Annotated in this window: 28 protein-coding genes; 16 read left to right on the forward strand and 12 right to left on the reverse strand. The window is 74.2% G+C overall.

The features are described 5' to 3' along the window. Positions 1 to 24: 24 nt before the first annotated feature. From C7C46_RS26135 to C7C46_RS26145, 3 genes are read right to left on the reverse strand one after another with little or no spacing between them, the layout of a single operon-like run. Positions 25 to 453, reverse strand: a complete 429-nt coding sequence (locus C7C46_RS26135; RefSeq protein ID WP_110672371.1) for a DUF6113 family protein — start codon at positions 451 to 453, stop codon at positions 25 to 27. Next, the gene (gene mshB / locus C7C46_RS26140) at positions 450 to 1,325 is read right to left on the reverse strand and encodes an N-acetyl-1-D-myo-inositol-2-amino-2-deoxy-alpha-D-glucopyranoside deacetylase (RefSeq protein WP_110672372.1); all 876 of its coding nucleotides are present in this window, start codon (positions 1,323 to 1,325) and stop codon (positions 450 to 452) included. Before mshB ends, C7C46_RS26135 begins: the two co-directional genes overlap by 4 nt. Positions 1,326 to 1,384: 59 nt before the next feature. Beyond that, a complete protein-coding gene (locus C7C46_RS26145) occupies positions 1,385 to 1,579 on the reverse strand; it encodes a DUF2304 domain-containing protein (protein WP_110672373.1) in 195 nt (64 codons plus the stop codon). A 257-nt stretch (positions 1,580 to 1,836) separates the two neighbouring features. Between C7C46_RS26145 and C7C46_RS26150 the strand changes: the two genes are divergently transcribed. The 5 genes from C7C46_RS26150 (at position 1,837) to C7C46_RS26170 (ending at position 7,667) form a co-directional block, all read left to right on the forward strand. Further along, entirely contained in the window at positions 1,837 to 3,969 is a 2,133-nt protein-coding gene (locus C7C46_RS26150; RefSeq protein ID WP_110672374.1) for a S9 family peptidase, read from the forward strand. A gap of 135 nt (positions 3,970 to 4,104) precedes the next feature. Further along, positions 4,105 to 5,052 (forward strand): ABC transporter ATP-binding protein, encoded by a 948-nt coding sequence (locus tag C7C46_RS26155; RefSeq protein WP_110672375.1) that lies wholly within the window; start codon positions 4,105 to 4,107, stop codon positions 5,050 to 5,052. Continuing rightward, positions 5,049 to 5,765, forward strand: coding sequence for an ABC transporter permease (locus tag C7C46_RS26160; protein ID WP_110672376.1), 717 nt, complete (start codon positions 5,049 to 5,051; stop codon positions 5,763 to 5,765). Before C7C46_RS26155 ends, C7C46_RS26160 begins: the two co-directional genes overlap by 4 nt. Positions 5,766 to 5,773: 8 nt before the next feature. After that, a complete protein-coding gene (locus tag C7C46_RS26165) occupies positions 5,774 to 7,039 on the forward strand; it encodes a sensor histidine kinase (RefSeq protein ID WP_245984936.1) in 1,266 nt (421 codons plus the stop codon). A 10-nt stretch (positions 7,040 to 7,049) separates the two neighbouring features. After that, the gene (locus tag C7C46_RS26170) at positions 7,050 to 7,667 is read left to right on the forward strand and encodes a response regulator transcription factor (protein ID WP_110672377.1); all 618 of its coding nucleotides are present in this window, start codon (positions 7,050 to 7,052) and stop codon (positions 7,665 to 7,667) included. Positions 7,668 to 7,680: 13 nt separating this feature from the next. Here the strand turns inward: C7C46_RS26170 and C7C46_RS26175 are convergent, their stop codons facing one another. Together C7C46_RS26175 and C7C46_RS26180 are read right to left on the reverse strand one after the other, a co-directional pair. Beyond that, entirely contained in the window at positions 7,681 to 8,550 is an 870-nt protein-coding gene (locus C7C46_RS26175) for a transglutaminase family protein (RefSeq protein ID WP_110672378.1), read from the reverse strand. Positions 8,551 to 8,609: 59 nt separating this feature from the next. Beyond that, complete coding sequence (locus C7C46_RS26180; RefSeq protein WP_110672379.1) at positions 8,610 to 9,644, reverse strand: GNAT family N-acetyltransferase; 1,035 nt, start codon at positions 9,642 to 9,644, stop codon at positions 8,610 to 8,612. A gap of 126 nt (positions 9,645 to 9,770) precedes the next feature. On the opposite strand from C7C46_RS26180, the gene fdxA reads away from it, so the two are divergent. Both fdxA and dapC read left to right on the forward strand, forming a co-directional pair. Beyond that, positions 9,771 to 10,100, forward strand: coding sequence for a ferredoxin (gene fdxA, locus C7C46_RS26185; protein ID WP_110672380.1), 330 nt, complete (start codon positions 9,771 to 9,773; stop codon positions 10,098 to 10,100). A gap of 85 nt (positions 10,101 to 10,185) precedes the next feature. Continuing rightward, positions 10,186 to 11,265 (forward strand): succinyldiaminopimelate transaminase, encoded by a 1,080-nt coding sequence (gene dapC / locus C7C46_RS26190; RefSeq protein WP_181442530.1) that lies wholly within the window; start codon positions 10,186 to 10,188, stop codon positions 11,263 to 11,265. A gap of 102 nt (positions 11,266 to 11,367) precedes the next feature. On the opposite strand, the gene C7C46_RS26195 is transcribed toward dapC, so the two are convergent. Both C7C46_RS26195 and C7C46_RS37420 read right to left on the reverse strand, forming a co-directional pair. Next, the gene (locus tag C7C46_RS26195; protein ID WP_110672382.1) at positions 11,368 to 12,297 is read right to left on the reverse strand and encodes a hypothetical protein; all 930 of its coding nucleotides are present in this window, start codon (positions 12,295 to 12,297) and stop codon (positions 11,368 to 11,370) included. A gap of 340 nt (positions 12,298 to 12,637) precedes the next feature. Further along, the gene (locus C7C46_RS37420; protein ID WP_146259210.1) at positions 12,638 to 13,672 is read right to left on the reverse strand and encodes a VldE C-terminal domain-containing protein; all 1,035 of its coding nucleotides are present in this window, start codon (positions 13,670 to 13,672) and stop codon (positions 12,638 to 12,640) included. A 142-nt stretch (positions 13,673 to 13,814) separates the two neighbouring features. Between C7C46_RS37420 and dapE the strand changes: the two genes are divergently transcribed. Both dapE and C7C46_RS26210 read left to right on the forward strand, forming a co-directional pair. After that, positions 13,815 to 14,903, forward strand: a complete 1,089-nt coding sequence (dapE, locus tag C7C46_RS26205; RefSeq protein WP_110672384.1) for a succinyl-diaminopimelate desuccinylase — start codon at positions 13,815 to 13,817, stop codon at positions 14,901 to 14,903. 98 nt (positions 14,904 to 15,001) lie between these two features. Next, positions 15,002 to 15,835 (forward strand): LOG family protein, encoded by an 834-nt coding sequence (locus tag C7C46_RS26210; protein ID WP_110672385.1) that lies wholly within the window; start codon positions 15,002 to 15,004, stop codon positions 15,833 to 15,835. 56 nt (positions 15,836 to 15,891) lie between these two features. On the opposite strand, the gene folP is transcribed toward C7C46_RS26210, so the two are convergent. Next, positions 15,892 to 16,704, reverse strand: a complete 813-nt coding sequence (gene folP / locus C7C46_RS26215; protein WP_181442531.1) for a dihydropteroate synthase — start codon at positions 16,702 to 16,704, stop codon at positions 15,892 to 15,894. A 202-nt stretch (positions 16,705 to 16,906) separates the two neighbouring features. On the opposite strand from folP, the gene C7C46_RS35280 reads away from it, so the two are divergent. Beyond that, entirely contained in the window at positions 16,907 to 17,314 is a 408-nt protein-coding gene (locus C7C46_RS35280; RefSeq protein WP_245984938.1) for a DivIVA domain-containing protein, read from the forward strand. Then, positions 17,311 to 17,889: a DNA-3-methyladenine glycosylase I gene (locus C7C46_RS35285; protein WP_181442524.1), complete on the forward strand. Its 579-nt coding sequence runs from the start codon at positions 17,311 to 17,313 to the stop codon at positions 17,887 to 17,889. Before C7C46_RS35280 ends, C7C46_RS35285 begins: the two co-directional genes overlap by 4 nt. A 40-nt stretch (positions 17,890 to 17,929) precedes the next feature. On the opposite strand, the gene C7C46_RS26225 is transcribed toward C7C46_RS35285, so the two are convergent. After that, positions 17,930 to 18,730, reverse strand: a complete 801-nt coding sequence (locus C7C46_RS26225) for an enoyl-CoA hydratase-related protein (protein WP_110672387.1) — start codon at positions 18,728 to 18,730, stop codon at positions 17,930 to 17,932. 373 nt (positions 18,731 to 19,103) lie between these two features. Here C7C46_RS26225 and C7C46_RS26230 point away from each other — a divergent pair, with 373 nt between their 5' ends. Then, positions 19,104 to 19,271, forward strand: coding sequence for a DUF3117 domain-containing protein (locus C7C46_RS26230; RefSeq protein WP_083976644.1), 168 nt, complete (start codon positions 19,104 to 19,106; stop codon positions 19,269 to 19,271). A gap of 157 nt (positions 19,272 to 19,428) precedes the next feature. Here C7C46_RS26230 and C7C46_RS26235 read toward each other — a convergent pair whose 3' ends face one another. After that, complete coding sequence (locus C7C46_RS26235; RefSeq protein ID WP_110672388.1) at positions 19,429 to 20,058, reverse strand: O-methyltransferase; 630 nt, start codon at positions 20,056 to 20,058, stop codon at positions 19,429 to 19,431. A gap of 271 nt (positions 20,059 to 20,329) precedes the next feature. On the opposite strand from C7C46_RS26235, the gene sigE reads away from it, so the two are divergent. The 4 genes from sigE (at position 20,330) to C7C46_RS26255 (ending at position 23,357) form a co-directional block, all read left to right on the forward strand. Next, on the forward strand, positions 20,330 to 21,052 hold the full coding sequence (gene sigE, locus C7C46_RS26240) for an RNA polymerase sigma factor SigE (RefSeq protein WP_110672414.1): 723 nt from the start codon (positions 20,330 to 20,332) through the stop codon (positions 21,050 to 21,052). Then, positions 21,049 to 21,990 carry an anti-sigma factor family protein gene (locus C7C46_RS26245; protein WP_245984940.1) on the forward strand — a complete coding sequence of 314 codons (942 nt, stop codon included), beginning with the start codon at positions 21,049 to 21,051 and terminating at the stop codon, positions 21,988 to 21,990. Before sigE ends, C7C46_RS26245 begins: the two co-directional genes overlap by 4 nt. Before the next feature lie 129 nt (positions 21,991 to 22,119). After that, complete coding sequence (locus C7C46_RS26250; RefSeq protein WP_110672389.1) at positions 22,120 to 22,530, forward strand: sec-independent translocase; 411 nt, start codon at positions 22,120 to 22,122, stop codon at positions 22,528 to 22,530. A 119-nt stretch (positions 22,531 to 22,649) separates the two neighbouring features. Beyond that, a complete protein-coding gene (locus C7C46_RS26255; protein WP_181442526.1) occupies positions 22,650 to 23,357 on the forward strand; it encodes a hypothetical protein in 708 nt (235 codons plus the stop codon). Positions 23,358 to 23,431: 74 nt separating this feature from the next. On the opposite strand, the gene C7C46_RS26260 is transcribed toward C7C46_RS26255, so the two are convergent. Further along, complete coding sequence (locus C7C46_RS26260; RefSeq protein WP_110672390.1) at positions 23,432 to 24,592, reverse strand: Mrp/NBP35 family ATP-binding protein; 1,161 nt, start codon at positions 24,590 to 24,592, stop codon at positions 23,432 to 23,434. A 77-nt stretch (positions 24,593 to 24,669) separates the two neighbouring features. Continuing rightward, complete coding sequence (locus tag C7C46_RS26265; protein ID WP_110672416.1) at positions 24,670 to 25,182, reverse strand: DUF1003 domain-containing protein; 513 nt, start codon at positions 25,180 to 25,182, stop codon at positions 24,670 to 24,672. Positions 25,183 to 25,184: the final 2 nt, after the last annotated feature.

Below are 25,184 nucleotides of genomic sequence, written 5' to 3' on the forward strand. Positions count from 1 at the left end.
CCGTACCGCCGAGCCTACGGGCAGTCAGTCCCGTTGGCGCGGGATGCCGAAGGCGTACGGCGACCGGGTGGGCAGGCTCGCGCAGACCACGCCGAGGGTCAGCCCGCCGATCAGGTAGAGGTACGAAGCAGCCTGCGAGGAGAGCACGAAGTCGCCCTCCGGGCGGGGCGCGGCCAGCACGATGGTGGTCACGAACCAGCCGATCAGACCGGCCCCGGCACCGAGCTTGGTGCCGGCCGCGCGCAGCCCGCCGTAGAACACGGCCGCGCAGCCGGCCAGCGCGAGCAGCAGCCCGAACGGGTCCCACAGGGCCTGCACGAAAGATCCGCAGACCCCGGCCAGCAGGCCGAGGACCAGGAAGACCAGGTACCAGACGCCGCGGGTGCGGCGCGGCGGCAGCGGTTCGGCCAGGCGCTGGGCGCGGGTGCCGAGCAGCAGGTGCAGCGGGTTCACCGGGCCTCGACCCCCGCGAACAGGTCGCTCTCCGGCCGCTCGGCACCCGGGGTGCCGAGGGCCAGCTGGTAGTACTCGTCGCTGATCAGCGGCTGCCACTGGTCGTTGCTGAGGGCGAAGTCCGGGCCGTCGACCACGATCTGGGTGGCGTGCGCGCGCATCGCGGCGGCCTTGCGGTCGGCGTACTTCGTGCCGTCCAGCACGGCGTCGACCAGCTCGTCGTCGACCACGCCCGGCACCGACTCGGGTGCCGCCACCGCCTGGTGCGCGGCAGCGGTGCCGGCCAGGCGGGCCAGCAGCACCGAGCGCGGCATCCGGTTCCAGTACACCTTGACGACCTGCCAGGTCGGCCCGAGCTCGGGCCGGAAGGCGGGGTCGGCGGCCAACTCGACCGCGCGCATGGCCACCCGGTGGGCCTGGATGTGGTCCGGGTGGCCGTAGCCGCCCTGCTCGTCGTAGGTGACCAGCACCTGCGGGCGGACCTCGCGGACCACGGCCACCAGGTAGCCCGCCGCCTCGTCCAGGTCGGCCTGCCAGAAGCAGTCGGGGCGGTCGTTGTCCGGCACACCCATCATCCCGGAGTCGCGGTAGCGGCCCGGGCCGCCCAGGAAGCGGACGTCGGTCACGCCGACCTCGGCCGTCGCGGCGGTCAGTTCGCCGATCCGGTGGGCGCCGAGGGCGTCCTGCCGGTCGGCGGCGAGGTGGGCCAGCTGCGGCGGGATCACCTCGCCGCCCTCGCCGAGGGTGCAGGTCACCAGGGTCACCTGGGCACCCTCGGCGGCGTAGCGGGCCATGGTCGCGCCGTTGCCGATCGACTCGTCGTCGGGGTGGGCGTGCACCAGCAACAGGCGTCGGTCGGCGAGGGTGGTCATGGAGGCCACCCTAGGCCCTTGCCCGGTTCGGCCCGGCGGCCCACCCCGGTCGCGCGCAGCTACAGTTTGAGCCCGTTGATCATCCCCGCGAGGTTGCTGGTCACCTGCTGGATCGACGGTGCGATCGAGGTCGAGGCCAGGTAGAAGCCCAGCAGGGCGCAGACCACTGCGTGGGCGAGCTTGAGGCCGGAGCGGCGGATCAGGACCACCACGATCACCAGCATCAGCATGACGGCGGAGACGGACAGAGCCATGTCGGTTCACACCCCTTCTCGGGTGCGCCGCCCGGTCGGGCGGCGGTGAAGTTCGCTGAACAAAGGAATACCCGATCAGTGAGCTCTGCATTACTTTCCGTGAGTCCGCGTGGCGTGCCCGGTCAGGGCCGCGGAGCCGTGACAGCCCCGGTCAGCGGCGGTGCGGGGGGCTCGGCGGAGCAATTGCGCACGCTGCGCCGAACGAGTGATCAGCAAACGATCGATCACGAATGGTGCGACACCGTAGGGTGCGCCCCATGACCAATGACGCACCCTCATCCGCCGCCGGGGACAGCTTTCCCCGCCAGCACGCGCGCACCCAGCGCTACACCGTCGGTCAGCCGCGCTCCTACGCGGTGCCCCCCGACGGCTCCGCGGTGCTCTTCCTGCGCTCCCGCGGTGGGGCGGAGCGGGCCAACCTGCTGTGGCGCCTGGACACGGGGACCGGGGCGGAGACCGTGCTGGCCGACCCGGCCGCGCTGCTCGACGGCGGCACCGAGGACCTGTCGGCGGCCGAGCGGGCCCGCCGTGAGCGCAGCCGGGAGAGCTCGGCCGGAATCGTCGGCTACGCCCTGGACGCAGCTGGCGCACTCGCCGTCTTCCCGCTCTCCGGACGCCTGTTCGCAGCCGGGCCGGGCACCGGCCAGGTGCGCGAGCTGCCCGTGTCGGGCTCGGTGCTGGACCCGCGCCCGGCGCCGGACGGCCGCTGGGTGGCGGCCCCGACCACGGACGGCGCGCTGCGCCTGGTGGCCGCCGACGGCAGCGGGCAGCGGGTGCTGGCCGAGCCCGAACGGCCCGGGGTCAGCTGGGGCCAGGCCGAGTTCATCGCCCAGGAGGAGATGGACCGGGACCGCGGCTACTGGTGGTCCCCGCAGAGCGACCGGCTGCTGGTGGCCCGGGTGGACGACGCCCCGGTACAGCGCTGGTGGATCGCCGACCCGGCCAACCCCGCGGCCGACCCGGTCGAGGTCGCCTACCCGGCCACCGGCACCCCCAACGCCGAGGTCACGCTCTGGCTGGTGGACCTGGCGGGCGGGCGCACCGAGGTGGTCTGGGACCGGCAGGCGTACCCGTACCTGGCCCGGGTGCACTGGTCGGGCGGCGGCCCGGCGCTGCTCCTGGTGCAGGCCCGCGACCAGCGCAGCCAGCTGCTGCTCACCGTGGACCCCGAGACCGGCGCCACCAGCACGCTGCGCACCGAGCAGGACCCGGTCTGGCTGGAGCTGTTCCCCGGCGTGCCCGCCTGGACGCCCGGTGGCGCGCTGCTGCAGATCAGCGACGAGCCCGGCCACCGCGCCCTGCTCGCCGACGACCGCGCGCTCACCGGGGCCGAATGGCACCTGCGCGCGGTGCTCGCGGTCGGCCGGACCGAGGCGCTGGTGCTGGCCAGCGCCGGCGAGGCGGCCGAGGACTGGACGCCCGGCCTGGTCAGCCTGCTGGAAGTGCCGCTGGACGGCTCCGGCCCGCGGATGCTGCGCACCGGCGCGGCGCTGGACGCGGTGCGCGGCGGCGACACCACGGTGCTGTCGCAGTCCTCGCTGGACTACCCCGGCCGGCGGGCCGAGGTGCTGCGGGCCGGCGAGCAGGTGGCCGTGGTCGCCAACCACGCCGAGCGCCCGGTGCTGACGGCCCGTCCGGTCTTCCGGCTGGCCGGCCGGCGGCGGATCCCGGCCGCGGTGCTGCTGCCCACCGGCTACGACCGGGCGCGCGACGGCCTGCTGCCGGTGCTGATGGACCCCTACGGCGGCCCGCACGGCCAGATGGTGGTCCAGGCGCACAACGCCAACCTCGCCTCGCAGTGGGTCGCCGACCAGGGCTTCGCCGTGGTGGTGGCGGACGGTCGCGGCACCCCCGGGCGCAGCCCCGGCTGGGAGAAGGCGGTCGCCTTCGACCTGGCCGAGGTCACCTTGGCCGACCAGGTCGAGGCGCTGCAGGCGCTGGCCGAGGAGTTCCCGCTCGACCTGGGCAAGGTGGCGATCCGCGGCTGGTCCTACGGCGGCTACCTGGCGGCCCTGGCGGTGCTGCGCCGCCCGGACGTGTTCCACGCGGCGGTGGCCGGCGCCCCGGTGACCGACTTCGCGCTGTACGACACCCACTACACCGAGCGCTACCTGGGCACCCCGCAGGAGCGCCCGGAGGTGTACCGGGCGCACTCGCTGATCGAGGACGCGGCCAAGCTGGAGCGGCCGCTGATGATCATCCACGGCCTGGCCGACGACAACGTGGTGGCCGCGCACACCCTGCGGCTCTCCTCGGCGCTGCTGGCCGCCGGGCGCCCGCACACCGTGCTGCCGCTGTCCGGGGTCACCCACATGACCCCGCAGGAGCAGGTGGCCGAGAATCTGCAGCTGCTCCAGGTCGCCTTCCTGAAGCAGGCCCTGGGGATGTGACCTGCCGCGTCCTCGGCATGACATCTGTCATGCCGAGGACGCGACGGTGCACACTGCCCGCCACCCCGTCCGGCGCGGCACGGTGGATCCCGTCGCAAGAACGCAGGAACTGACGAAGCGAGAGGACGGGGACCGATGACCGCGCCAGTGGCCGCCTTCAGGGGCGTGAGCAAGAGCTACGGGAAGGTCAGGGCCGTGAACGGCCTGGACCTGACCCTGCACCCGGGGGAGACGGTGGCACTGCTCGGCCCGAACGGGGCCGGCAAGTCCAGCAGCCTGGACCTGCTGCTGGGCCTGCGCGAGCCGGACCAGGGCGAGGTCACCCTGTTCGGCGGCTCCCCGCGGGCCGCGATCCAGGCCGGCCGGGTCGGCGCGATGCTGCAGAGCGGCGGCCTGATGACCGACGTCACGGTGGCCGAGCTGGTCAGGCTGGCCTGCGCCGTGCACCCGCGGGCCCACCGCCCGGAGCAGGTGCTGAAGGACGCCGGGATCGAGGAGATCGCCGGCCGCCGGGTCGACAAGCTCTCCGGCGGCCAGGAGCAGCGGGTCCGGTTCGCGCTGGCCGTGGCCGGCGACCACGAGCTGATCGTGCTGGACGAGCCGACCACCGGCATGGACGTGTCGGTCCGTCAGCAGTTCTGGGCCGCGATGCGCCGTCAGGCTGAGCAGGGCCGCACGGTGTTGTTCGCGACCCATTACCTGGAGGAGGCCGACTCGATCGCCGACCGGGTGCTGGTGCTGCACCGCGGCCGGCTGATCGCCGACGGCTCCTCGGCCGACATCAAGGCCCGGGCCGGTGCCCGCCGGATCAGCTTCGAGCTGCACGCGGCCGACGGCCACGTCGAGGAGGGCGCGCTGCGGGCGCTGCCCGGCCTGGCCGCCCTGGAGCTGAGCGGTTCGGCGCACGGGGTGCGCACGGTGCGGATCCGGGCCGCCGACGCCGACGCGGTGGTCGCCGGGCTGTACCGCGCCGGGTGCTACCCGCGCGGCCTGGAGGTCACCAGCCTGGGCCTGGAGCAGGCCTTCCTGACCATCACCGAGGCCGCCGAGGCGACCGAGCAGAGCCTGGAGGACGCGCGATGAGGACCCTGGTCAAGCTGGAGATCCTGCGGACCCTGCGGAACAAGCGGTACGCCTTCTTCACCGTGCTCTACCCGGCGCTGCTCTACTTCTTCTTCATCAACATCAACCACTCGATGCCCGACGGGCTCGATGCCAAGACCTATTTCATGGTCTCGATGGCCACCTTCGGCGCGGTCGGCGCGGTGCTCACCGGCAGCGCGCAGCGGATCTCGCTGGAGCGCAAGAGCGGCTGGACCCGCCAGCTGCGGCTGACCGCGCTGCCCGGGCGGGCGTACGCCACCGCCAAGATCTGCGCCAGCGCGGTCACCACGCTGCCGTCCATCCTGGTGCTGTTCGCGCTCGGTGCGGCCGAGGGCGTGCAGCTGGACGCCGGTCAGTGGCTGGGCCTGGTCCTGGTGCTCTGGGCGGGCAGCTTCGTGTTCGCCGCGCTCGGTGTGGCGCTGGGCTACGCGGCCGAGCCGAACGCGGTCCAGCCGATCGTGATGATCATCTACATGGTGCTCTCGGTGCTCGGCGGCACCTGGTACCCGATCACCGGCGGGCTGAAGTCCATCGCCCGGTTCGACCCCGTCTACCTGTACAACCGCCTCGCCGTCTTCGTGCACCCCGGTGCCTCGTTCGACACCGCGGCGGCCGCCGGGCTGGCCGGCTTCCTGGCGGTCTTCGTGGCCGCGGCGGCCTTCCTGTACCGCCGGGACACCCAGCAGGCATGATGACGGACATGCAGCAGCACACGCCCCTGGAGCCGAGCCCCGCCACGTCGCAGGGCCGGAGCCGGGGGTCCGGTGCGTTCACCCCCGAGTCGGACCCCGTCTCGATGTCCGGCGTGCCCGGCGCCCCGCTGGAGAACCGGCGGCAGCTCCTCGTCAAGCTCTGCTGGATGGCGCTGTGGATGGTCTACCTGCTCTACCCGGTGCAGGACCTGGCCAGGGGGCACTACTCCACCACCGCCGTGGTGGTCGGCAGCCTGGCCCTGGCGGCGTTCGTCGGCTGCTACCTGGGCCTGGTGGCCTTCCGCTCCTGGCACGGGACCTGGTGGCGCGGCAGCTACCCGGTGCTAGCCGTGATGCTGGCGCTGGCGATCGCCACCCCCTTCGGCTACGGCGAGGCCTGGCTCGGCCTGTTCACCTACGTCTCGGTGGCCCTCGGCGCAGTGCTGCCGCCGCGGTACTCGCTCTGGGGCGTGGGCGCCAACACCGTGCTGTTCGTGGCGGTCGCCCTGGCCGTGCACGCGCAGGGCGACACGCTGGGCGGCCTGCTGCTGCCGACCTTCCTCAGCGGCGCCGCGATGACCGGCGTGCAGCGGCTGATCACCACCATGCGCGAACTGCGCGAGGCTCGGCTGGTGGCGGCCCACCTGGCGGCCTCCGAGGAGCGGCTGCGGCTGGCCCGGGACATGCACGACCTGCTCGGCCACTCGCTCTCGCTGATCACCCTGAAGAGCGAGCTGGCCCGGCGGTTCATGGACGCCGGCAAGCAGGAGCAGGCCCGCGACCAGGTGACCGAGATCGAGCAGGTGGCCCGCCAGTCGCTGGCCGACGTGCGGGCCGCGATCAGCGGCTACCGCAAGCCCACCCTCTCGGTCGAACTCGCGGCCGCCCGCACCGCGCTGGCCACCACCGGGGTCACCCTGGAGGCGCCGTCCACGCTGCTGGAGGCGCAGTCGGGCCTGGGCGGGCCGGAGTCGGAGGCGCTGGCCTGGGCGCTGCGCGAGGCGGTCACCAACGTGGTCCGGCACGCCGCCGGGGCCACCCAGTGCACCGTCGCGCTGGACCAGACCTGGGACGCGGACGGCGCCCGGTACGCGGTGCTGGAGGTGGCCGACGACGGCCGCGGCCCCGGCAGGTCGGCGCCCGGCAACGGCCTGACCGGCCTGGACGAGCGGCTCGCCCTGGTCGGCGGCCGCCTGGAACGCGGCCCGGGCCCGCACGGCAAGGGCTTCGCGATCCGCGCCCTGGTTCCCCTGGGCGTCCGCGTCAGGCCCTAAGGTCGGGCCCATGAGTGAGGATCAGGTGCGGGTGCTGCTCGCCGAGGACCAGTCGATGGTTCGGGAGGCGCTGGCCGCGCTGCTCTCCCTGGAGGGGGACATCGAGGTGGTCGCCCAGGTCTCCCGGGGCGACCAGGTGGTGGACGCGGTGCTGGCGCACCAGGTGCAGGTGGCGGTGCTGGACATCGAGATGCCGGGGCTGACCGGGATCGAGGCCGCCGCCCTGGTCAAGCAGCGCAGCCCGCGGACCAAGGTGGTGATCGCCACCACCTTCGGCCGCCCCGGCTACCTGCGCCGGGCGATGGAGGCCGGGGCCGACGCCTTCCTGGTCAAGGACGCCCCCGCCAGCGAACTGGCCGAGGCGGTGCGCCGGGTACTGGGCGGCGAGCGGGTGATCGACCCCCAACTGGCCGCCGCCGCGCTGGCCGATGGCGCCAACCCGCTGACCGGCCGCGAGCTCGACGTGCTGGCCGCGGCCGCCGACGGCGCGGTCAACGCGGACATCGCCCGCACCCTGCACCTGTCCGAGGGCACGGTGCGCAACTACCTCTCGATGGCGATCCAGAAGACCGGCGCCCGCAACCGCGCCGAAGCCGTCCGGACGGCCAAGGAGAAGGGCTGGCTCTGATCCTGGCGGCGGCTCAGTTGAGCCGGTGCCGGGCGGCCCGGGCCTCCTGGCGGACCCGGGCGGCGGCGTCCGGGTCGAACGCGTCCAGGATCCGCGCGTACTCCTCCATCTCCGCCGCCCCGCCCAGGAAGTCGCCGGTGCGCACCAGTAGTTCGGCCCGCTCCAGGCGCAGCTGGGCCGGGTGCCGGGGCAGCAGCAGCGCCAGCTCGGTGGCCCACAGCTGGGTGCGGGCGTGCTCGGGGCGTTCGCCGGCCCAGCTGCGGATGTTGCCCAGCACCCGCAGCACCAGGTCCAGCGGCTGGGCGGGGGTGAGCAGTTCGGGGGTGAACCGGTGCCCGGCGGCGAGCGCCAGGTGGGCCGCGTCCTGCATGTCCAGCAGCCGCCCGCCGTGGAACGGGTCGGCCAGCACGTACTGTTCGTCCGGCACCGGCCCGCCCACCGCGACGATGAAGTGCCCCGGCAGCGCGATCCCGTGCACGGTCAGTCCGGCCCGGGCGGCCACCGCCGTCCAGACCAGCGAGAGCATGATCGGCAGCCCGCGCCGGCGCCGCAGCACCTCGGGCAGCAGCGAGGACTCCAGCCGCCGGTAGTCCGACTCCCGCCCGTGGAACCGCTCGCGCCCGCCCAGCACCGCCGCCAGCAGCGCCGCCACCTCCTCCGGCGAGCCCGGGCGGCGCTCGGCCACCGCCCGCCGCACCGCGGCCGCGTGCCGGTCCAGCGCGGCCAGGCAGCCGGTCACCAACTCCTCGAGGGTGGGCGGCGGTTCGCCGCCCGGTAGATCGGCAAGGTTGTGCTCGGCGGCGGCCAGCAGGCAGAGCAGCACCGGATCGGGCTGCTCGGACCTGGCCTCGGCGCGGAAGCGGGCTCTGCTCTGCTCGGTCACGGTGGCTGCGACGGCTTTCGGTCGTGACGGTCTGGCTGGTGGGAACCTACGGCGGAGCGCTACGCCTGGGGAAGCCGGGCGTAGTGATAACTGTGGCTGGTGGCGAACCCCAGCTTGTCGTAGAGCGCGAGCGCCCCGTCATTTCCCGTCTCGACCTGCAGCAGGGCGGCCTGCGCGCCCTCCTCGGCGGCGCGCGCGGCCAGCACCGCCATCAGCGCCGTGGCCAGGCCGGTGCGCCGGGCGGCGGGCTGCACCTCGATCGCCCCCAGGCAGGCCCACGGCCCGTCCACCGCGCACCGCCCGATCGCCAGCGGCGCCGAGCCCTCCGGTCCGGGCACGGTGGCGAACCAGACCGAAGGCCCGCCGTGCAGCACCGCGGACACCGCCTGGGCCGGGGCCCCGCCCGGCCGGCGGTAGACCGACTGCCAGGCCTCGTCGGCCCGCCGGGACAGCCGCACCCGGGCCACCCCCTCCTCGGTGATCCCGGGCGCCTTGGTCAGCGCGGTCAGCGCGGCGGTGCGCACCAGGGTCGCGGACTCGGCCACCGCGCCCAGCCGGTCCAGCTCCGCGGTCAGCTCCGGCGCGGAGCCGGGCAGCACCACCTCGACCACGGCCGGCAGCCCGCGCTCGGCGTACCACTGCCGCACCCGGTCCAGCGCCGCGCCCGGCGCGTGCCCCGGATCGCCGAGCGCCTGCACCGAATTGGCCCGCTTGGTGAAACCGGCGGCGGCGCGCAGCGTCCAGTCGCCGAGCGCCTGCTGCTCGACCGCCGGCCAGCTCCGGCCCGCGATCCGCTGCAGGGCCACCGGACCGGTCGCGGGTACCTCGGCGCGCCGCGCGGGGAACAGCGGGACCGCCTTCGCGGCCACCAGATCGGCCTCGGGGATCCGGACCTCGGTCAGTTCCCTGGTCAACACGGACAGTTCGGACCCGTCCCAGGATGTGAGCACCCCGATCGCATCACGGAACACCGGGCGCCCGGTGGCCGGGTCGCGGACCTGCTCCAGCCGCCGCACCGACACCCGTCGTCCCACGTCAGAGCGGTCTATCCGCACCTCGGGACGCGAGCTGCCCGGAATTCGGCTGGTGCTCATGGTGACCTCCGGTGCATGTGTAGTGTCTGACCCGCGATACTAGGGGCGGGCATCGACGACGCCGCGCTCACCCGCGCACGCAAGTACATAGTTTGGGCAGCCGCCCAACCGAGGAGGAACGACAGCGTGACCTACGTCATCGCGCAGCCTTGTGTCGACGTCAAGGACAAGGCCTGCATCGAAGAGTGCCCGGTCGACTGCATCTACGAGGGCCAGCGCTCCCTGTACATCCACCCGGACGAGTGCGTCGACTGCGGCGCCTGCGAGCCGGTCTGCCCGGTCGAGGCGATCTTCTACGAGGACGACACCCCGGAGGAGTGGAAGGACTACTACAAGGCCAACGTCGAGTTCTTCGACGACCTCGGTTCGCCGGGCGGGGCCTCCAAGCTGGGCCTGATCGAGCGCGACCACGCCTTCATCGCCGCGCTGGAGCCGCAGAACCAGGGCGAGCACTGACACCGTGGGCGACGCTGGACACACCCACAGCGGGCCGCGCGCGCCGTTCCCGGGCCACCCGGGAGCGGCGCGCCGCGTATCCGACCTGCTGCCGGTCTTCCCGTGGGACAAGCTCGAGCCGTACAAGGCCACCGCGCTGACGCACCCCGAGGGCCTGTGCGACTTCTCCGTCGGCACCCCGGTCGACCCGGTCCCCGAGCTGATCCAGAAAGCGCTGGCGGGCGCCGCCGACGCGCCCGGCTACCCGACCGTCTGGGGCCCGCTGGAGCTGCGGGCGGCCGTCGCCGGCTGGCTGCGCCGCCGGGTGGGCGCCGAGGTCGAGCCGGAGCAGGTGCTGCCGACCATCGGGTCCAAGGAGCTGGTGGCCTGGCTGCCCGGCCAGCTCGGGCTCGGCCCGGGCGACCAGGTGGCCTACCCCAGGCTCGCCTACCCGACCTACGAGGTCGGCGCCCGGCTCTGCGGCGCCGAGCCGGTCGAGTACGAGGACGTCGAGGAGCTGGACGGCACGGGCAGGGTTCGGCTGCTGTGGCTGAACTCGCCGTCCAACCCGACCGGGCGGGTGCTGACGGTCGATCAGCTGCGTCGCGCGGTGGCCTGGGCCCGGCAGCACCGGGTGCTGCTGGTCAGCGACGAGTGCTACCTGGAGCTGGGCTGGGAGGCCGAGCCCGCCTCGGTGCTGCACCCGCAGGTCTGCGGTGACTCGCACGAGGGCCTGCTGGCCGTCCACTCGCTCTCCAAGCGGTCCAACCTGGCCGGCTACCGCGCCTCGTTCGTCGCGGGGGACCCGGTGGTGGTGCGCGAGCTGCTGGAGGTCCGCAAGCACGGCGGCATGATCGTGCCGGCGCCGGTGCAGGCGGCCACCATCGCCGCGCTCGGCGACGACGCGCACGTGCAGGAGCAGCGGGCCAGGTACGCGGCCCGGCGCCGGGCGCTGCGCGGCGCGCTGGAGGCCGACGGGTTCCGGATCGAGCACTCCGAGGCGAGCCTGTACCTGTGGGCCACCCGGGACGAGCCGTGCTGGGACACCGTCGCCCACCTGGCCGAGCGGGGCATCCTGGTGGCGCCCGGCGACTTCTACGGCCCGGCCGGTGCCCGGCACGTGCGGGTGGCGTTCACCGCCACCGACGAGCGGGTGGCCTCGGCGGTGGCCCGGTTGACCGCCTGAGTCCGCGGACGGCGGAAGGGCGGCGCGGCCCGAGCCGCGCCCCCCTTCCGTTTCCCCGTCCGCAGGACGGGGCCTGGGCCTGCGAGCAGGCCTGAGGCCGGGTCAGCCCACCGAGGGCAGGTGGTTGAGGCCGCCGGCCGCGCCGGTCAGCTGGCCGAGCACGCCGCTCAGGTCCGGCAGCCCGCCGAGCCGGTGGGTGGCGCCCATCGCCTGGCCGTGCAGCTCGTCCAGGTGCGCGGCGTCGGCGGCCGCGGCCGGGTGGTCCAGGTCGGCGGCGGGCAGCGCGTGGCCCAGCTGGTCCAGGCCGGCCAGGTTGCCGGACAGGCCGTGGGTGGCGGGCAGCGCGTCGGCCAGCGGGGCGGTGGCGGGCACCTGGTCCAGCGAGTCCGCGGCCGGCACCGCGCCGAGCACCCGGTCCTGGCTGGGCAGCTGGCCGGACAGGCTGTTGGTGGCCGGGATCTGCTGGGTCAGTCGGCCGGTGGCGCCCAGCGGGTTGCCCAGGGTCTGCGGGTTGAGCACCTTGTCCAGGCCGGACACCGACGGCATCGCGGGGCCGGCCGGCAGCGCGCCGTGCTCCATCAGCGGCATCGCGCCCTGCGGCATCGCGCGCGGCGTGGCGCCCGGCAGCATCCCGCCCAGCGGGGTCAGGGTGGACAGCTTGGCCACGGTGTCGGCCAGCGGGCCGCCGCCGGCGGTGGTGGCACCGGCCGGGTCGGACAGGTTCGGCACCACCCGGTCGGTCTGCGGCAGCGCCTGGGAGGCGGCGGTGCCGGTCACGTCCGCGGCGGCCGGTACGGCGGTCCCGCTCAGCACCGAGCCGGTGGTGCCCAGCGCCTGGCCCACCTGGTGGGTCTCTCCCTTGAGGGTCGAGGCCGAGGTGACGCCGTCCAGCTTGCTGATCCCCGAGCCGAAGTCGGTGCCCTTGGGGACCAGCTGGTCGGCGGACGCCGACCCGGCGACGACCAGCGGCGTCGCGCCGGCCGCGACCAGCAGTGCGGCCTGGGCGATCCGGCGGGAGAGGGGGAGGGACATGGTGCTCCTAAGAAGTGACGACACGGCAGATCCGCCGGGCGGATGCCGTGATTACCGCTCCAGGAGCGAGAAGGTTTCGGCCGGGAAAGGTAAAGACTCCCTAAAGATCGCATGATCCTTTTTCTGGCATCCGGGACATTTCGCCCGGTACGGGTGGCCTTGGCGAAACGTCACTGCCGTTGTGCCGCCGCAGAAGTCGGCCAGTTGGCGGATCGGGGCCCGGGAGTGCTCCACTCCGGCGGGCGCGTCCAGCCGGGGCGCCGCCGTTCACTCCTGCGGGGGGCCGCCGGGTGGGCGTTCGTCAACCAGCCTTGACGCGCCAGGTCGGGGTGACGGGGCGTCAGCGCTTGGCGGCGGGCAGGCCCAGGGTCAGCTGCACCCGGTCGGTGGCAGCCGGGTCCGGCTGGGTGGTCCAGCCGGCGTCCGAGCGGTCCAGCCGCCAGGCCTTGCCGTCGAAGTGGACCGAGCCGATCCCCAGGTCCTGGGCGTGCGCCACCGCCCACGCGGCCACCGCCCAGCCGGTCTGCCGCTTGGCGTCGCCGGCCGTCAAGGCATCGGCGGCGCTCGCGGGCTCGGCCGCGCTCGGGTCCGGGGCGACCGGGGCCGGGACCAGCGCCAGGGTGCCCGGCTGGCTGCCGGCCTGGGTGGTCACCGCGCGGCCGAACTCGCGCTTGAGCCGCTCGGTGACCAGCTGGGGGCTGGGCTGCTGGCCGGCCGAGGGCGAGGCGCCGGGCGAGCCGGCGGGGGAGCCGGAGACGTCGGCCACCGGCTCGGGCAGCGCGAAGGAGTGCACGGTGCAGGTGAAGGTGGCCGGGGTGCGCCCGGTCAGCGCGTCGGCCAGCAACTGGGCGTTGCCCTCGTGCTTGGCGTACGCCTCGGGATAGCCGCTCTTCTGCACCCGCTGGGCCGCGTCGGTCAGCCGCATCCGGGCGTAGCCGGGCACCGCGACCAGCTGGTCGAGGAACTTGTTGGTGGAGTACACCGGGTCGGCGATCTGCTGCGCGGTGCCCCAGCCCTGGGACGGGCGCTGCTGGAACAGGCCGATCGAGTCCCGGTCGCCGCCCTCCAGGTTGTGCAGCTTGGACTCCTGCAGCCCGGTGGCCAGCGCGATCACCAGCGCCCGCTCGGGCAGCCCGCGGGAGAGGGTGACCGCGGCGATGGTGGCCGCGTTGGCGCCTTGGTCGACCTCCATGGTGACCGGCTTGCCGCCGGCCGGGGTGACCTGGCAGCCCTCGGCACTGGGCGCGGCGTGGTTGCGGTGCCACAGCACCAGCGCGGCCAGCACCGCCGCGACCAGCAGCAGCGCCAGCAGCACCCACCGCAGGGGGTGCCGCCGACGGCCGCGGTCGAGGTAGGTCTCCTGCTCGCTGGCCACCACGGCCCCTCTCACCTCGGATTGTCTCCGCACACCGTACTCACCCCGTGCTGTTCGGGACGACAGTGCGGTGCCCGTCGGTTGCGTCGAACGACGAACGTCCGGCACCGCCGCCAGAGGCACAGGATTTAAGCTGGCCGCCATGAGCAGCGAGCGCGCCCCCCGAGTCCCGACCGACCTCGACCTCGCCCTGGACGGCGGTGCGCTGACCGCGCAGCTGGTCGACTTCCCGTCCGAGAGCGGGAACGAGCAGCCGCTCGCCGACGCCGTGGAGCGGGCCCTGCGCGCGCTGCCGCACCTGCGGGTGGACCGGATGGGCAACAACGTGGTGGCCCGCACCGAGCTGGGCCGCGCCGAGCGGGTGGTGCTGGCCGGCCACCTGGACACCGTGCCGATCGCCGACAACGTGCCGTCCCGGGTCGAGGGCGAGCGGCTGTACGGCTGCGGCACCTCTGACATGAAGTCCGGCGTCGCGGTGCAGCTGCGGCTGGCCGCCACGCTGCCCGCGCCCAACCGCGACCTCACCTTCGTCTTCTACGACTGCGAGGAGGTGGACGCCGGGCGCAACGGCCTGGGCCACCTGGTCACGCAGCACCCCGACTGGCTGGCCGCCGACTTCGCGGTGCTGCTGGAGGGCACCGAGGGCTTCGTGGAGGGCGGCTGCCAGGGCACCATGCGGATCCGGATCACGCTCTCCGGCACCCGGGCGCACGCCGCCCGCAGCTGGCTGGGCGACAACGCGATCCACCACGCCGCCGAGGTGCTCGGCCGCCTCGCCGCCTACCGGCCGCGCCGGGTGGAGATCGACGGCCTGGAGTACCGCGAGGGCCTGAACGCGGTGGACATCCGCGGCGGGGTGGCCGGCAACGTGATCCCCGACGAGTGCGTGGTGGTCGTCAACTTCCGCTACGCACCGGACCGCAGCCCCGCCGACGCCGAGGCCCACCTGCGCGAGGTGTTCGCCGGCTTCCCGGTCGAGGTGACCGACTCCTCCCCGGGCGCGCTGCCCGGCCTGGACCGCCCGGCGGCCAAGGACTTCCTCGCCGCCACCGGCGGCGCGGCCCGGGCCAAGTTCGGCTGGACCGACGTGGCCCGGTTCAGCGCGCTGGGCGTGCCCGCCGTCAACTTCGGTCCGGGCGACCCGAACATGGCGCACAAGCGGGACGAGTACTGCGACCTGCCGGTGATCGGTGAGGTCGAGCGCAAGCTGGCGGCCTGGCTCACCGACTGAGCGCGGTGGCCGCCCGACCCCGGCGGTCGGCAGTGCTTCGCCGGTCGGTCATCTCGATGTTCCCCGTCATCCGGGTGCGCCGGGCGTAGAGTTTCGTCATGACAGGGACATCAGCGCACGACGGCGCAGACGGACGGCGCTTCGGCCACGGGCCGGAGCTGGTGGACGAGACGGGCGGCGGGGCCCGCCGCGACTGGCCGGAGAAGCAGAAGGGTCCGGTGCTGCTGCGCCGCGACCAGGTCGAGAAGAGCACCACCGACCAGCGGCTGCTGGACACCACCGGGCCGACCGACTGGCTGCACACCGACCCGTGGCGGGTGCTGCGGATCACCTCGGAGTTCGTCGAGGGCTTCGGCGCTCTGGCCGAACTGCCGCTGGCGGTCAGTGTCTTCGGCTCGGCCCGGACCCCGGCGGACTCGCCCGAGTACAAGTCGGGGGTGGCCATCGGGCGGGCCCTGGTGGAGGCCGGCTACGCGGTGATCACCGGTGGCGGGCCCGGTGCGATGGAGGCGGCCAACCGCGGCGCCTCGGAGGCCGGCGGTCTCAGCGTGGGCCTGGGCATCGAGCTGCCGTTCGAGCAGGGGCTGAACGAGTTCGTCGACCTCGGCCTGAACTTCCGTTACTTCTTCGTCCGCAAGACCATGTTCGTCAAGTACGCGCAGGGCTTCGTGGTGCTGCCCGGCGGGCTGGGCACCCTGGACGAGCTGTTCGAGGCGCTCACCCTGGTGCAGACGAAGAAGGTCACCCGGTTCCCGGTGATCCTGTTCGGCACCGCCTACTGGAGCGGCCTGGTGGACTGGCTGCGGGACACCCTGGTGGCGCAGGGCAAGGCCTCGCCGGCCGACCTGGAGCTGTTCCGGGTGACCGACGACGTGGACGAGGTGCTGCGGATCCTCGCCGAGAGCCGCAGGCCGGCCGGCACCGAGATCTGACGGCACCTGGGCCGGACGGCCCATCGGGACTGACGGACCGTCAGCCCGGCGCCCCGTCAGGCCAGCCCCCGGCGGGCGACCGCCGGGGGACGGGTGCCGCGGATCGAGGCGACCATGTCCAGCACCTGGCGGGTCTGGGCCACCTGGTGCACCCGGTAGACCTGGGCGCCCAGCCAGGCCGAGACCGCGGTGGTGGCCAGCGTGCCCAGCAGCCGCTGGTCCACCGGCTGGTCCAGGGTCTCCCCGACGAAGTCCTTGTTGGAGAGCGAGACCAGCACCGGGAACCCGGTCGCGGTCATCTCCGGCAGCCGCCGGGTGGCTTCCAGCGAGTGCCGGGTGTTCTTGCCGAAGTCGTGGCCCGGGTCGATCAGCAGCGCGTCCCGGCGCACCCCGAGCGCGGCGGCCCGCTCGGCCAGACCCACCGTCACCTCGAGGATGTCGGCCATCACGTCGGCGTAGCCCACCCGGTGCGGGCGGGTGCGCGGCTCGGCCCCGCCGGCGTGGGTGCAGACCAGGCCCGCGCCGTACCGGGCGGCCACCTCGGCGAGCTTCGGGTCCACCCCGCCCCAGGCGTCGTTGAGCAGGTCGGCGCCGACCTCGCAGACCGCCGCGCCGACCTCGTGCCGCCAGGTGTCCACGCTGATCACCGCGTCCGGGTGGCGCTTGCGCAGCTCGGCGACGAACGGCACGGTGCGGCGCAGCTCCTCCTCGACCGTCACCTCCTCGCCCGGCCCGGCCTTCACCCCGCCGATGTCCAGGATCGCCGCGCCCTCGGCCACCGCCCGGTCGGCGGCGGCGAAGGCGGCCTCGTCGGCGAAGGTCGCGCCCCGGTCGAAGAAGGAGTCGGGGGTGCGGTTGACGATGGCCATGATGACCAGTTCGTCCGCGCCGAACTCACGCGTTCCCAGGCGCAGTGCCACCCTCGCTCCTTCGCGTCAGCCCCGGTGCCGTGCTGCACCGGCGACGGGTATCGATCCAAAGGGGCCCTGGTGCGATGATGGGGCCCCGGCCTACCCAGGGACACCATGATCCCTCACACGGCCGCATTCTCACGCGTCGGGAGGACAGCTCGTGTTCTGGGTGATCGTGGTGGCGATGGCCGTGGTGGTCGGCGGTGCCGCGCTGGTGGCACTGGGGGGCGGCGGCTCGCTGCCGGAGGCCGTGCACGACCGGATCGCGGCCCGACTGCCGCAGGAGCGCCCGCTCAGCCGGGACGACGTGGACGGGATCCGGCTGCCGATGGCGCTGCGCGGCTACCGGATGGACGAGGTGGACGACGTGCTGGACCGGCTCGGCGCCGAACTCGCCTACCGGGACACCCGGATCGCCGAGCTGGAGGCCGCCGTCGCGGTGGGCGAGGGGGTGCGGGCGGGCGGCGCCCAGGCCGGGTCCGAGCCGCTGCCCGGGCTGGAGGACTTCGCCCAGGTGGTCGAGCAGGGCGCGGAGCACCCGGCCCACCGGGGCGGGGAGCAGGCGTGAGCGGCGCCGTGGCGGGCCCGGACGGCCTGCTGCGCTGCCCCTGGGGCGTGAGCACCGAGGACTACCTGCCCTACCACGACACCGAGTGGGGCCGGCCGGTGCACGGCGAGGACCCGCTGTTCGAGCGGATCTGCCTGGAGGCCTTCCAGTCCGGGCTGTCCTGGATCACCATCCTGCGCCGCCGCGAGGGCTTCCGGGACGCCTTCGCGGGCTTCTCGATCGAGCGGGTCGCCGCCTTCGACGAACAGGACGCGGCCCGGCTGCTGGCGGACGGGCGGATCATCCGCAACCGGGCCAAGATCGCCGCCGCGATCGCCAACGCCAAGGCCGCCCAGCGGCTGGACGGCGGGCTGGACGAGCTGGTCTGGCGGTTCGCCGCCGACCCGGACCGCCCGGCCCCGGCCACCCTGGCCGACGTGCCCGCCGTCACTGCGGAGTCCACCGCGCTGGCGAAGGAGCTGAAGAAGCACGGCTTCAGCTTCGTCGGACCGACCACCGCCTACGCACTGATGCAGGCCTGCGGGCTGGTCGACGACCACCTGGTGGACTGCCACGTGCGGCAGTCCACCAGCTAGTACGCCGCCGGGGCGCCTCGCCGTCCAGCCGTCCAACCGGTCAGCGGCCGACGTACTGCGGCTGCTCCTTGGCCACGAAGGCGCGCACCGCGATCCGGTGGTCCTCGCTGGCGCCGGCCAGGGTCTGCAGCTCCTCCTCCTTGGCCAGGGTCTCCTCCAGCGAGTGCGAGGCGCCGAACGCCAGCGCGGTCTTGATCGCGCCGAGCGCGACGGTCGGGCCGTTCGCCAGGCCCAGCGCGAACTCCCGGGCGGCGGCCGCGAGCTCCTCGGCCGGCAGCACCCGGGTGGCCAGCCCGAGGGCGAGCGCCTCGGCGGCCTTGACGGTGCGCGGGAACATCAGCAGCTCGGTCGCCCGGGCGTGGCCGACCAGGCGCGGCAGGGTCCAGGCGGCGCCCGAGTCGGTGCTCAGCGCGACCCCGGCGAAGGAGGTGTTGAAGCCCGCGGTCTCGGCCACCAGCCGGAAGTCGCAGGCGAAGGCGAGCGCGGCGCCGGCCCCGGCCGCCACCCCGCCGACTGCGGCCACGGTGGGCTTGCGCATCCCGGCCAGCGCGCGCACCAGCGGGTTGTAGTGGTCCGCCACGGTCTTCAGCGGCGGCTCGCCGGTCTCCTCGGCGCGCTTGAGCAGCCCGAGGTGCTCCTTGAGGTCCTGGCCCACGCAGAACGCCTTGCTGCCGGCGCCGGTCAGCAGCACCGCGCGCACCGCGGGATCGTTCGCCGCCTCGGTCACGGTGTCGCGCAGGGCCACCTTGGTCGGCACGTCCAGCGCGTTCATCGCGTCGGGGCGGTTGATGGTGATGACGGCGAGCGCGCCGTCGCGCTCGTACAGCACGGAGTCGGACATGGGGGAGGGTCTCCCAACCGGTCGGTAACACCAGGACCCGGTCAGCATGCCGGAGTACGGCCGGGCGCGGGAGTGTGAGGTAGCGCACCCGGGCCGCCCGGTGCGCGATCGGCCCGCACGGGTGCCCGGATCGGGGCCGATACCGTGCCCGGCCCAGGTCCGGGCGGCAACTGACGGCCTTTCGCCCGGTCGGGTGATGGGGCGCCTGAGCCGGAATCAGGCGTTCTGTGCCGGTGTGGCCAGCGGTGCGGAGAGAGTGACGTTGGTCATCGGGGCGCCGTATGCGGGATAATGGCTTCCGATCAGAGCGTTCGATACCAGTGGTGGACGGACCGCTGGTACCAGCTGAGCGGCTGCAGGAAGGGGAACGAGCATGGCGGCCATGAAGCCGCGTACGGGTGACGGCCCGCTGGAGGTCACCAAGGAGGGGCGGGGCATCATCATGCGAGTTCCGCTCGAAGGCGGCGGTCGCCTGGTGGTGGAGCTCACTCCGGATGAGGCAAGTGCCCTGGGCGAGGCCCTGAAGCAGGCCTGCGGCTGACTCCCAGCCCGACCAGCCCCGGGGCCCGGAGGCGACCGATTCGACGGTCGCCGCCGGGCCCTTTCGCCTATCCGGCCCAACGTCCGCGAACCGGTGACCCCGTGACCGGTGATCCCGCGACCGGCGGCTCGGCGGTGCGGTGCTCCTCCAGCGGTGCTCAGCGGCGCACGGCGCAGAGCAGCCCGTCGCTCACCGGCAGCAGGGCGGGCAGCAGCTGCCGGCTCTCCCGCACCTCCTGCACCAGCTCGCGCACCGCCGCGGTGCGCGGGTCGTCCAGCCCCGGGTCGGTCAGCCGGCCCTGCTGGAACACCCCCTCGAAGCAGACCACCCCGCCCGGCCGCAGCAGGCGCAACGATTCTGCGAGGTAGGAGCTGGCCTCCGCCGCCTCGCCGTCGCAGAAGACCAGGTCGTACTGCCCGTCGGCGAGCCGCGGCAGCACCTCCAGCGCCCGCCCCGGGATGAACCGGGCCCGGTTGGCCGCGAAGCCGGCCGCCAGGTAGGCCTCGCGGGCGAACTCCTGGCGGATCGGCTCGGTGTCGACGGTGGTCAGGATCCCGTCCGAGCGCATGCCGCGCAGCAGGTAGAGGCCGGAGACCCCGGTGCCGGTGCCGATCTCGGCCACCGCCTTGGCCCCCACCGCCGCGGCCAGCAGCCGCAGGCAGGCGCCGCCGCTCGGGCTGATCGCCCGCACCCCGGTGCGGGCCGCCTGCGAGCGGGCGTAGGTCAGCACGGCGTCCTCGCCGACGTAGGTGTCGGCGAGGGTCGCAGCCGCGGGCCCGAAGTCGATGGCTGGTCCTGGGGGAAGTAGGGGCGCTGCCGATGTCGATAATTCCTGCGACAGGTTACTGGCAGGGCGGGAACCGCGTCCGGCGGCGGGCCGTTGAATCCGTAGTACGGCCGATGGATGAGCACACTTTTATCCGGAACTGACGGGTGTGGTGGATATGGTGGTGGCCCTGCTGGGCAGAAGAGCCAACCGAGGAGGTGTGGCCGAGGGCGACGTCCCTGTGCGGCGGCAACTCCGCGGCACCTCGTCGGCCCGTACGCCGAAGCCCGTGATGAACCAGTCTGCGCACTCCCCCCTGGACCAGTCGTCCCACGGCACCGCCGCCGAGCCCTCGGCCCTCGCCGCCGTCGCGACCTTCACCGACGGGGTCGACGCGCCGGGCTGGACGCCGCCGAGCTGGGAGGAGATCGTCGAGGCGCACAGCGCCCGGGTCTACCGCCTGGCCTACCGTCTGACGGGCAATCAGCACGACGCCGAGGACCTCACCCAGGAGGTCTTCGTCCGGGTCTTCCGCTCGCTCTCCACCTACACCCCCGGCACCTTCGAGGGCTGGCTGCACCGGATCACCACCAACCTCTTCCTGGACATGGTCCGCCGCCGCCAGCGGATCCGCTTCGACGCGCTGGCCGAGGACGCCGCCGAGCGGCTGCCCAGCAAGGAGCCCAGCCCCGCCCAGGCGTTCAGCGACACCCACTTCGACGCGGACGTGCAGCAGGCGCTGGACACGCTGGCCCCCGAGTTCCGCGCCGCCGTGGTGCTGTGCGACATCGAGGGACTGTCCTACGAGGAGATCGCCGCCACCCTGGGCGTCAAGCTCGGCACCGTGCGCAGCCGGATCCACCGCGGCCGCTCGCACCTGCGCGCCGCGCTCAAGCACCGGGCGCCGGGCGCGGAGCCCGGTCGGGCGCGCCGGGCCGGGTCGGAGGAGCCGCAGCCGGTGGCCGTGGGCGCGCTCGCGGCCGACCCGGGCGGGAGCGGGCGGAGGCGATCGTGAGCGGTGCAGGCCGGTCCGGGGCCAGGCGCCCGGCAGCCGTCCCGCAAGAGCGCACCGGCGGCCTGGGCCTGCCCGAGCTGCGGCCGATCGCGGTGCGCCGGCCCGAGCCGGCCCCCGGCGTCGAGGAGCACCACCTGGGCGAGCGGCTGACCGCCTATCTGGACGGCGAGCTGGGCCACGACGCGCGCGAGCGGGTCCAGGCCCACCTGGCCACCTGTCCGAGCTGCCTGGTCGAGGTGGAGCAGGCCCGCTCGGTCAAGCAGCTGCTGACCAGCACCGAGCCGCCGGGCCCGTCCGGGCTGCTGATGGCCCGGCTGCTCGCGGTGGCCGCGCTGCCGGACGACGAGCCCGGGCCGCAGGACGGCCCCGGTGCCCCGCCCGCGGAGCCGGTCGAGCTGCGCCACCCTTCGCTGCTCACCCCGCCCTCGCTCGGCGGCAGCCGGCTGACCGGCGGCAGCTTCGGCCGCGGGCCCGGCTCGACCTTCGGCAGCGGCGCGCTCGGCGCCGACGCCCCGGTGCCCGGGGTGGACCCGCGGGCCGGTCGCGGCGGCGAGTCGCAGCTGTGGAGCCGGCGGCGCGAGGACGGCGCGGCCCAGCGGCGCCGGCCGGCCACCGTGCTGCCGCTGAACCGGCCCGGCGTGCCGCGCGGGCGGCGGCTGGTGGTGGCGGCGGCCGGGGCCTTCTCGGTCGCGGCGGTGACCCTGGGCGGCTTCGGCAGCCTGGGCCTGGCCGCGGTGGCCGGGGACAGCCCGGCGGACGAGCAGCAGCACGGCACCGCCGTCAACCCGCAGGTGCCCGGCAACCCGCTGACCGCGCCGCTCGTGGTGAACTTCCCGCTGCGCAGCGGCGGCGGCCACCCGTACGACCTGCTGACCCCGGGCCCGGTGCTGGACCAGTTGGTCAACCCCGTGGTCAACGGCCGTCCGCCGCTGCCCTGAGCTGCGGCGGGCCGTTACCACGGCTTCACCGTCGGATGGGCCGCGCAGCCACCGCGGCCCATTACCCTGTAGGCACCGGTGCCGCTCTGGGCCGAACCGGGATCGTCCTCCAGCAGCTGGGAGCCGCAGGTGTTCTTCGACATAGGCCCGCTCGAGATGGTCACGCTGGCGGTGATGGCCATTGTGATCTTCGGACCGGACAAGCTGCCCAAGCTGATCCAGGACGCTGTCGGCTTCATCCGCAAGGTGCGCTCCTTCGCGGACAGCGCCAAGGCGGACATCCGCAGCGAGCTGGGTCCGGAGTTCAAGGACTTCGAGTTCGAGGACCTCAACCCGAAGACCTTCGTGCGCAAGAACCTGATCGGCGAGAACCCGGACCCGCTGGGCTTCAAGGCGCTGCGCGAGGACCTGGACATCCGCACCGTGCTGGACGACAAGCCGGCCGCTGCGGCCACGCCCGCCGAGCCGGCCGCCGCCCGCCCCGCCGTGGTCCCACTGACCGCCGGCGAGCGGGCCCCGTTCGACCCGGACGCCACCTGAGAGCCGTCCGAAACCGCTCCTCGCACCACGACACCCCGTTCGGGCGCCCGCCCGGCGGGGTGTCGGCGCTGTGCGCCGCTATTGTGCTGAGTGCTCGACAGGAGTGAGGGAGGTCCTGGATGGACGCGACGAGTAGCCGCAAGGCGCAGGACGCCGAGCCGGTCGGGGGAGGAACGGCCACCGCCAGGGCCGCCGAGGTCCCGGCCCGGCGGACCGGCGAGCCCGTCGACCCGCTGGCGCCCTACCTGGCCGCCGACTTCCCGTGGTACGGCCTGGACGAGGGTTGGAACGGCCGCCGCTGGCTGCTGCAGGCCGGGGCCGGCGGGCACCGCCCCGGTCAGCAGCGCAGCATCGACTACGGCTCGCTCGGGCACGGCGAGGAGCCGCCCAAGCAGCAGGAGGCGCACGGCGGGCGCCGGTTCGCGGTGGTGGTCACGGTGGCCCGCCGCCCCGGCCGGCGCAGCGCGGACGGCACCGGCCTGCTGGAGGCCACCTCGGCCTCCTCGGCGGCCTGGCTGGCCGGTTCCGGCCTGCTCACCGCCACCTGGCCGGGCCAGCTGGACCGGGCCCGCCGCCAGGACTGGCTGGACCAGCAGACCGCGCTCGCCTGGGACCTGGCCGACGACCTGGCCGGCCCCGGCTGGTCCCCGCTCACCCTCCCGGTCAACGGCCTGCCCCAGCCCTTCCGCTACCGCGAGTCCGAGTACGGCTGGGTGCTGGCCGGCGAGGCCCCGGGCGTCCTGCTCGGCGCCTACGGCCGCGGCCTGAGCGCCTATGCCCTCGGCTTCACCGCGCTCCAGGACCTGACCGACTACCACCCCGGCTGACCCGGTCCCGGCACAAACCGCCGAGCCCGGCCCCGCTGCGTGCGGGGCCGGGCTCGGCGGGCGCTGACGTCAAGTCAGAACTTGTTCTTCGGGGTGAGCCCCAGGGACAGGCCGGACAGGCCGCGCTGGCGGCCGCCGAGCTTGCCCGCGACGGCGCGCAGGGCGGCACCGGCGGGGGAGTCGGGGGCGGCCAGGACGACCGGGCGGCCGTCGTCGCCGCCCTCGCGCAGGCGCACGTCGATCGGGATGTGGCCGAGCACCGGGACGGTGGCGCCGGTGGCGCGGGTGAGGGCGTCGGCGACGGTCTGGCCGCCGCCGGTGCCGAACACGTCGACCATCTCGCCGCAGTGCGGGCAGGGCATGCCGGACATGTTCTCGATCACGCCGACGATCTTCTGGTGGGTCTGCAGCGCGATGGTGCCGGCCCGCTCGGCCACCTCGGCGGCGGCCTGCTGCGGGGTGGTGACGAGCAGGATCTCGGCGTTCGGCACCAGCTGGGCCACCGAGATGGCGATGTCGCCGGTGCCGGGCGGCAGGTCCAGCAGCAGCACGTCCAGGTCGCCCCAGTAGACGTCGGCCAGGAACTGCTGCAGCGCGCGGTGCAGCATCGGGCCGCGCCACACCACCGGGGCGTTGCCCGGGGTGAACATGCCGATCGAGATCACCTTCACGCCGTTCGCCGACGGCGGCATGATCATGTCCTGCACCTGGGTCGGCCGGCCCTCGACGCCCAGCATCCGCGGCACGCTGTGGCCGTAGATGTCGGCGTCGACCACGGCCACCTTGAGCCCGTCGGCGGCCATCGCCGCGGCCAGGTTGACGGTGACCGAGGACTTGCCGACGCCGCCCTTGCCGGAGGCGACCGCGTACACCCGGGTCAGCGTGCCGGGCTTGGCGAACGGGATCTCCCGCTCGGGGGCGCCGCCGCGCAGCAGCTGGGAGAGCTCCCGGCGCTGCTCCTCGCTCATCACGTCGAGCTCGACCTCGACGCCGCTCACCCCGGGCACCCGGCCGACCGCCGTGCGGACCCGCTCGGTGATCGTCTCGCGCATCGGGCAGCCGGAGACGGTCAGGTAGACCGCGACCCGCACCGCGCCGCCGTCGCCGAGCTCGACCGATTTCACCATGCCCAGCTCGGTGATCGGGCGGTTGATCTCGGGATCCTGCACGGTGGACAGGGCCTCGCGGACGGACTCCTCCGTCACGCCGGACGCCACCTCGGTCTCATTGGCCATGCCTTGATGGTAAGGCTCCGGTGGCGGGCGGTTGACTGGCCGGTAGCGTGCTGCCGATCACAGACCGGTCATACCGGTCAGACCGGTTCGGTGGCCTCCCGGCGCTCCTCCAGTTCACGCAGCAGCCCCTGCAGCTCGGAGCGGAGGAAGTCGCGGGTGGCCACCTCGCCCAGGCCCTGGCGCAGCGCGGCCACCTCGCGGGTCAGGTACTCGGTGTCGGCGATGCTGCGCTCGGCCCGGTCGCGGTCCTGCTCCATGTTGACCCGGTCCCGGTCGTCCTGGCGGTTCTGCGCCAGCAGGATCAGCGGCGCGGCGTAGGAGGCCTGCAGCGAGAGCACCAGGGTCAGGAAGATGAAGGGGTAGGAGTCGAACCGCACGACGGCCGGCATCAGGGTGTTCCAGGCCACCCAGAGGATGATCACCACCGTCATCCAGACCAGGAAGCGGCCGGTGCCCAGGAACCGGGCGATCCGCTCGGAGAGCCGCCCGAAGGCCTCCGGGTCGTAGCTGGGCAGCGAGATCAGGCTAGGTCGGCTGGTGCGCGGCTGGTCCAGCCGGGGTCGCACCGCCGTCCCGTGCGCGGTCTCCATCC

Origin of the sequence: Streptomyces tateyamensis (assembly GCF_003205575.1) — a bacterium.
In the GTDB taxonomy this organism is placed as follows: domain Bacteria; phylum Actinomycetota; class Actinomycetes; order Streptomycetales; family Streptomycetaceae; genus Kitasatospora; species Kitasatospora tateyamensis.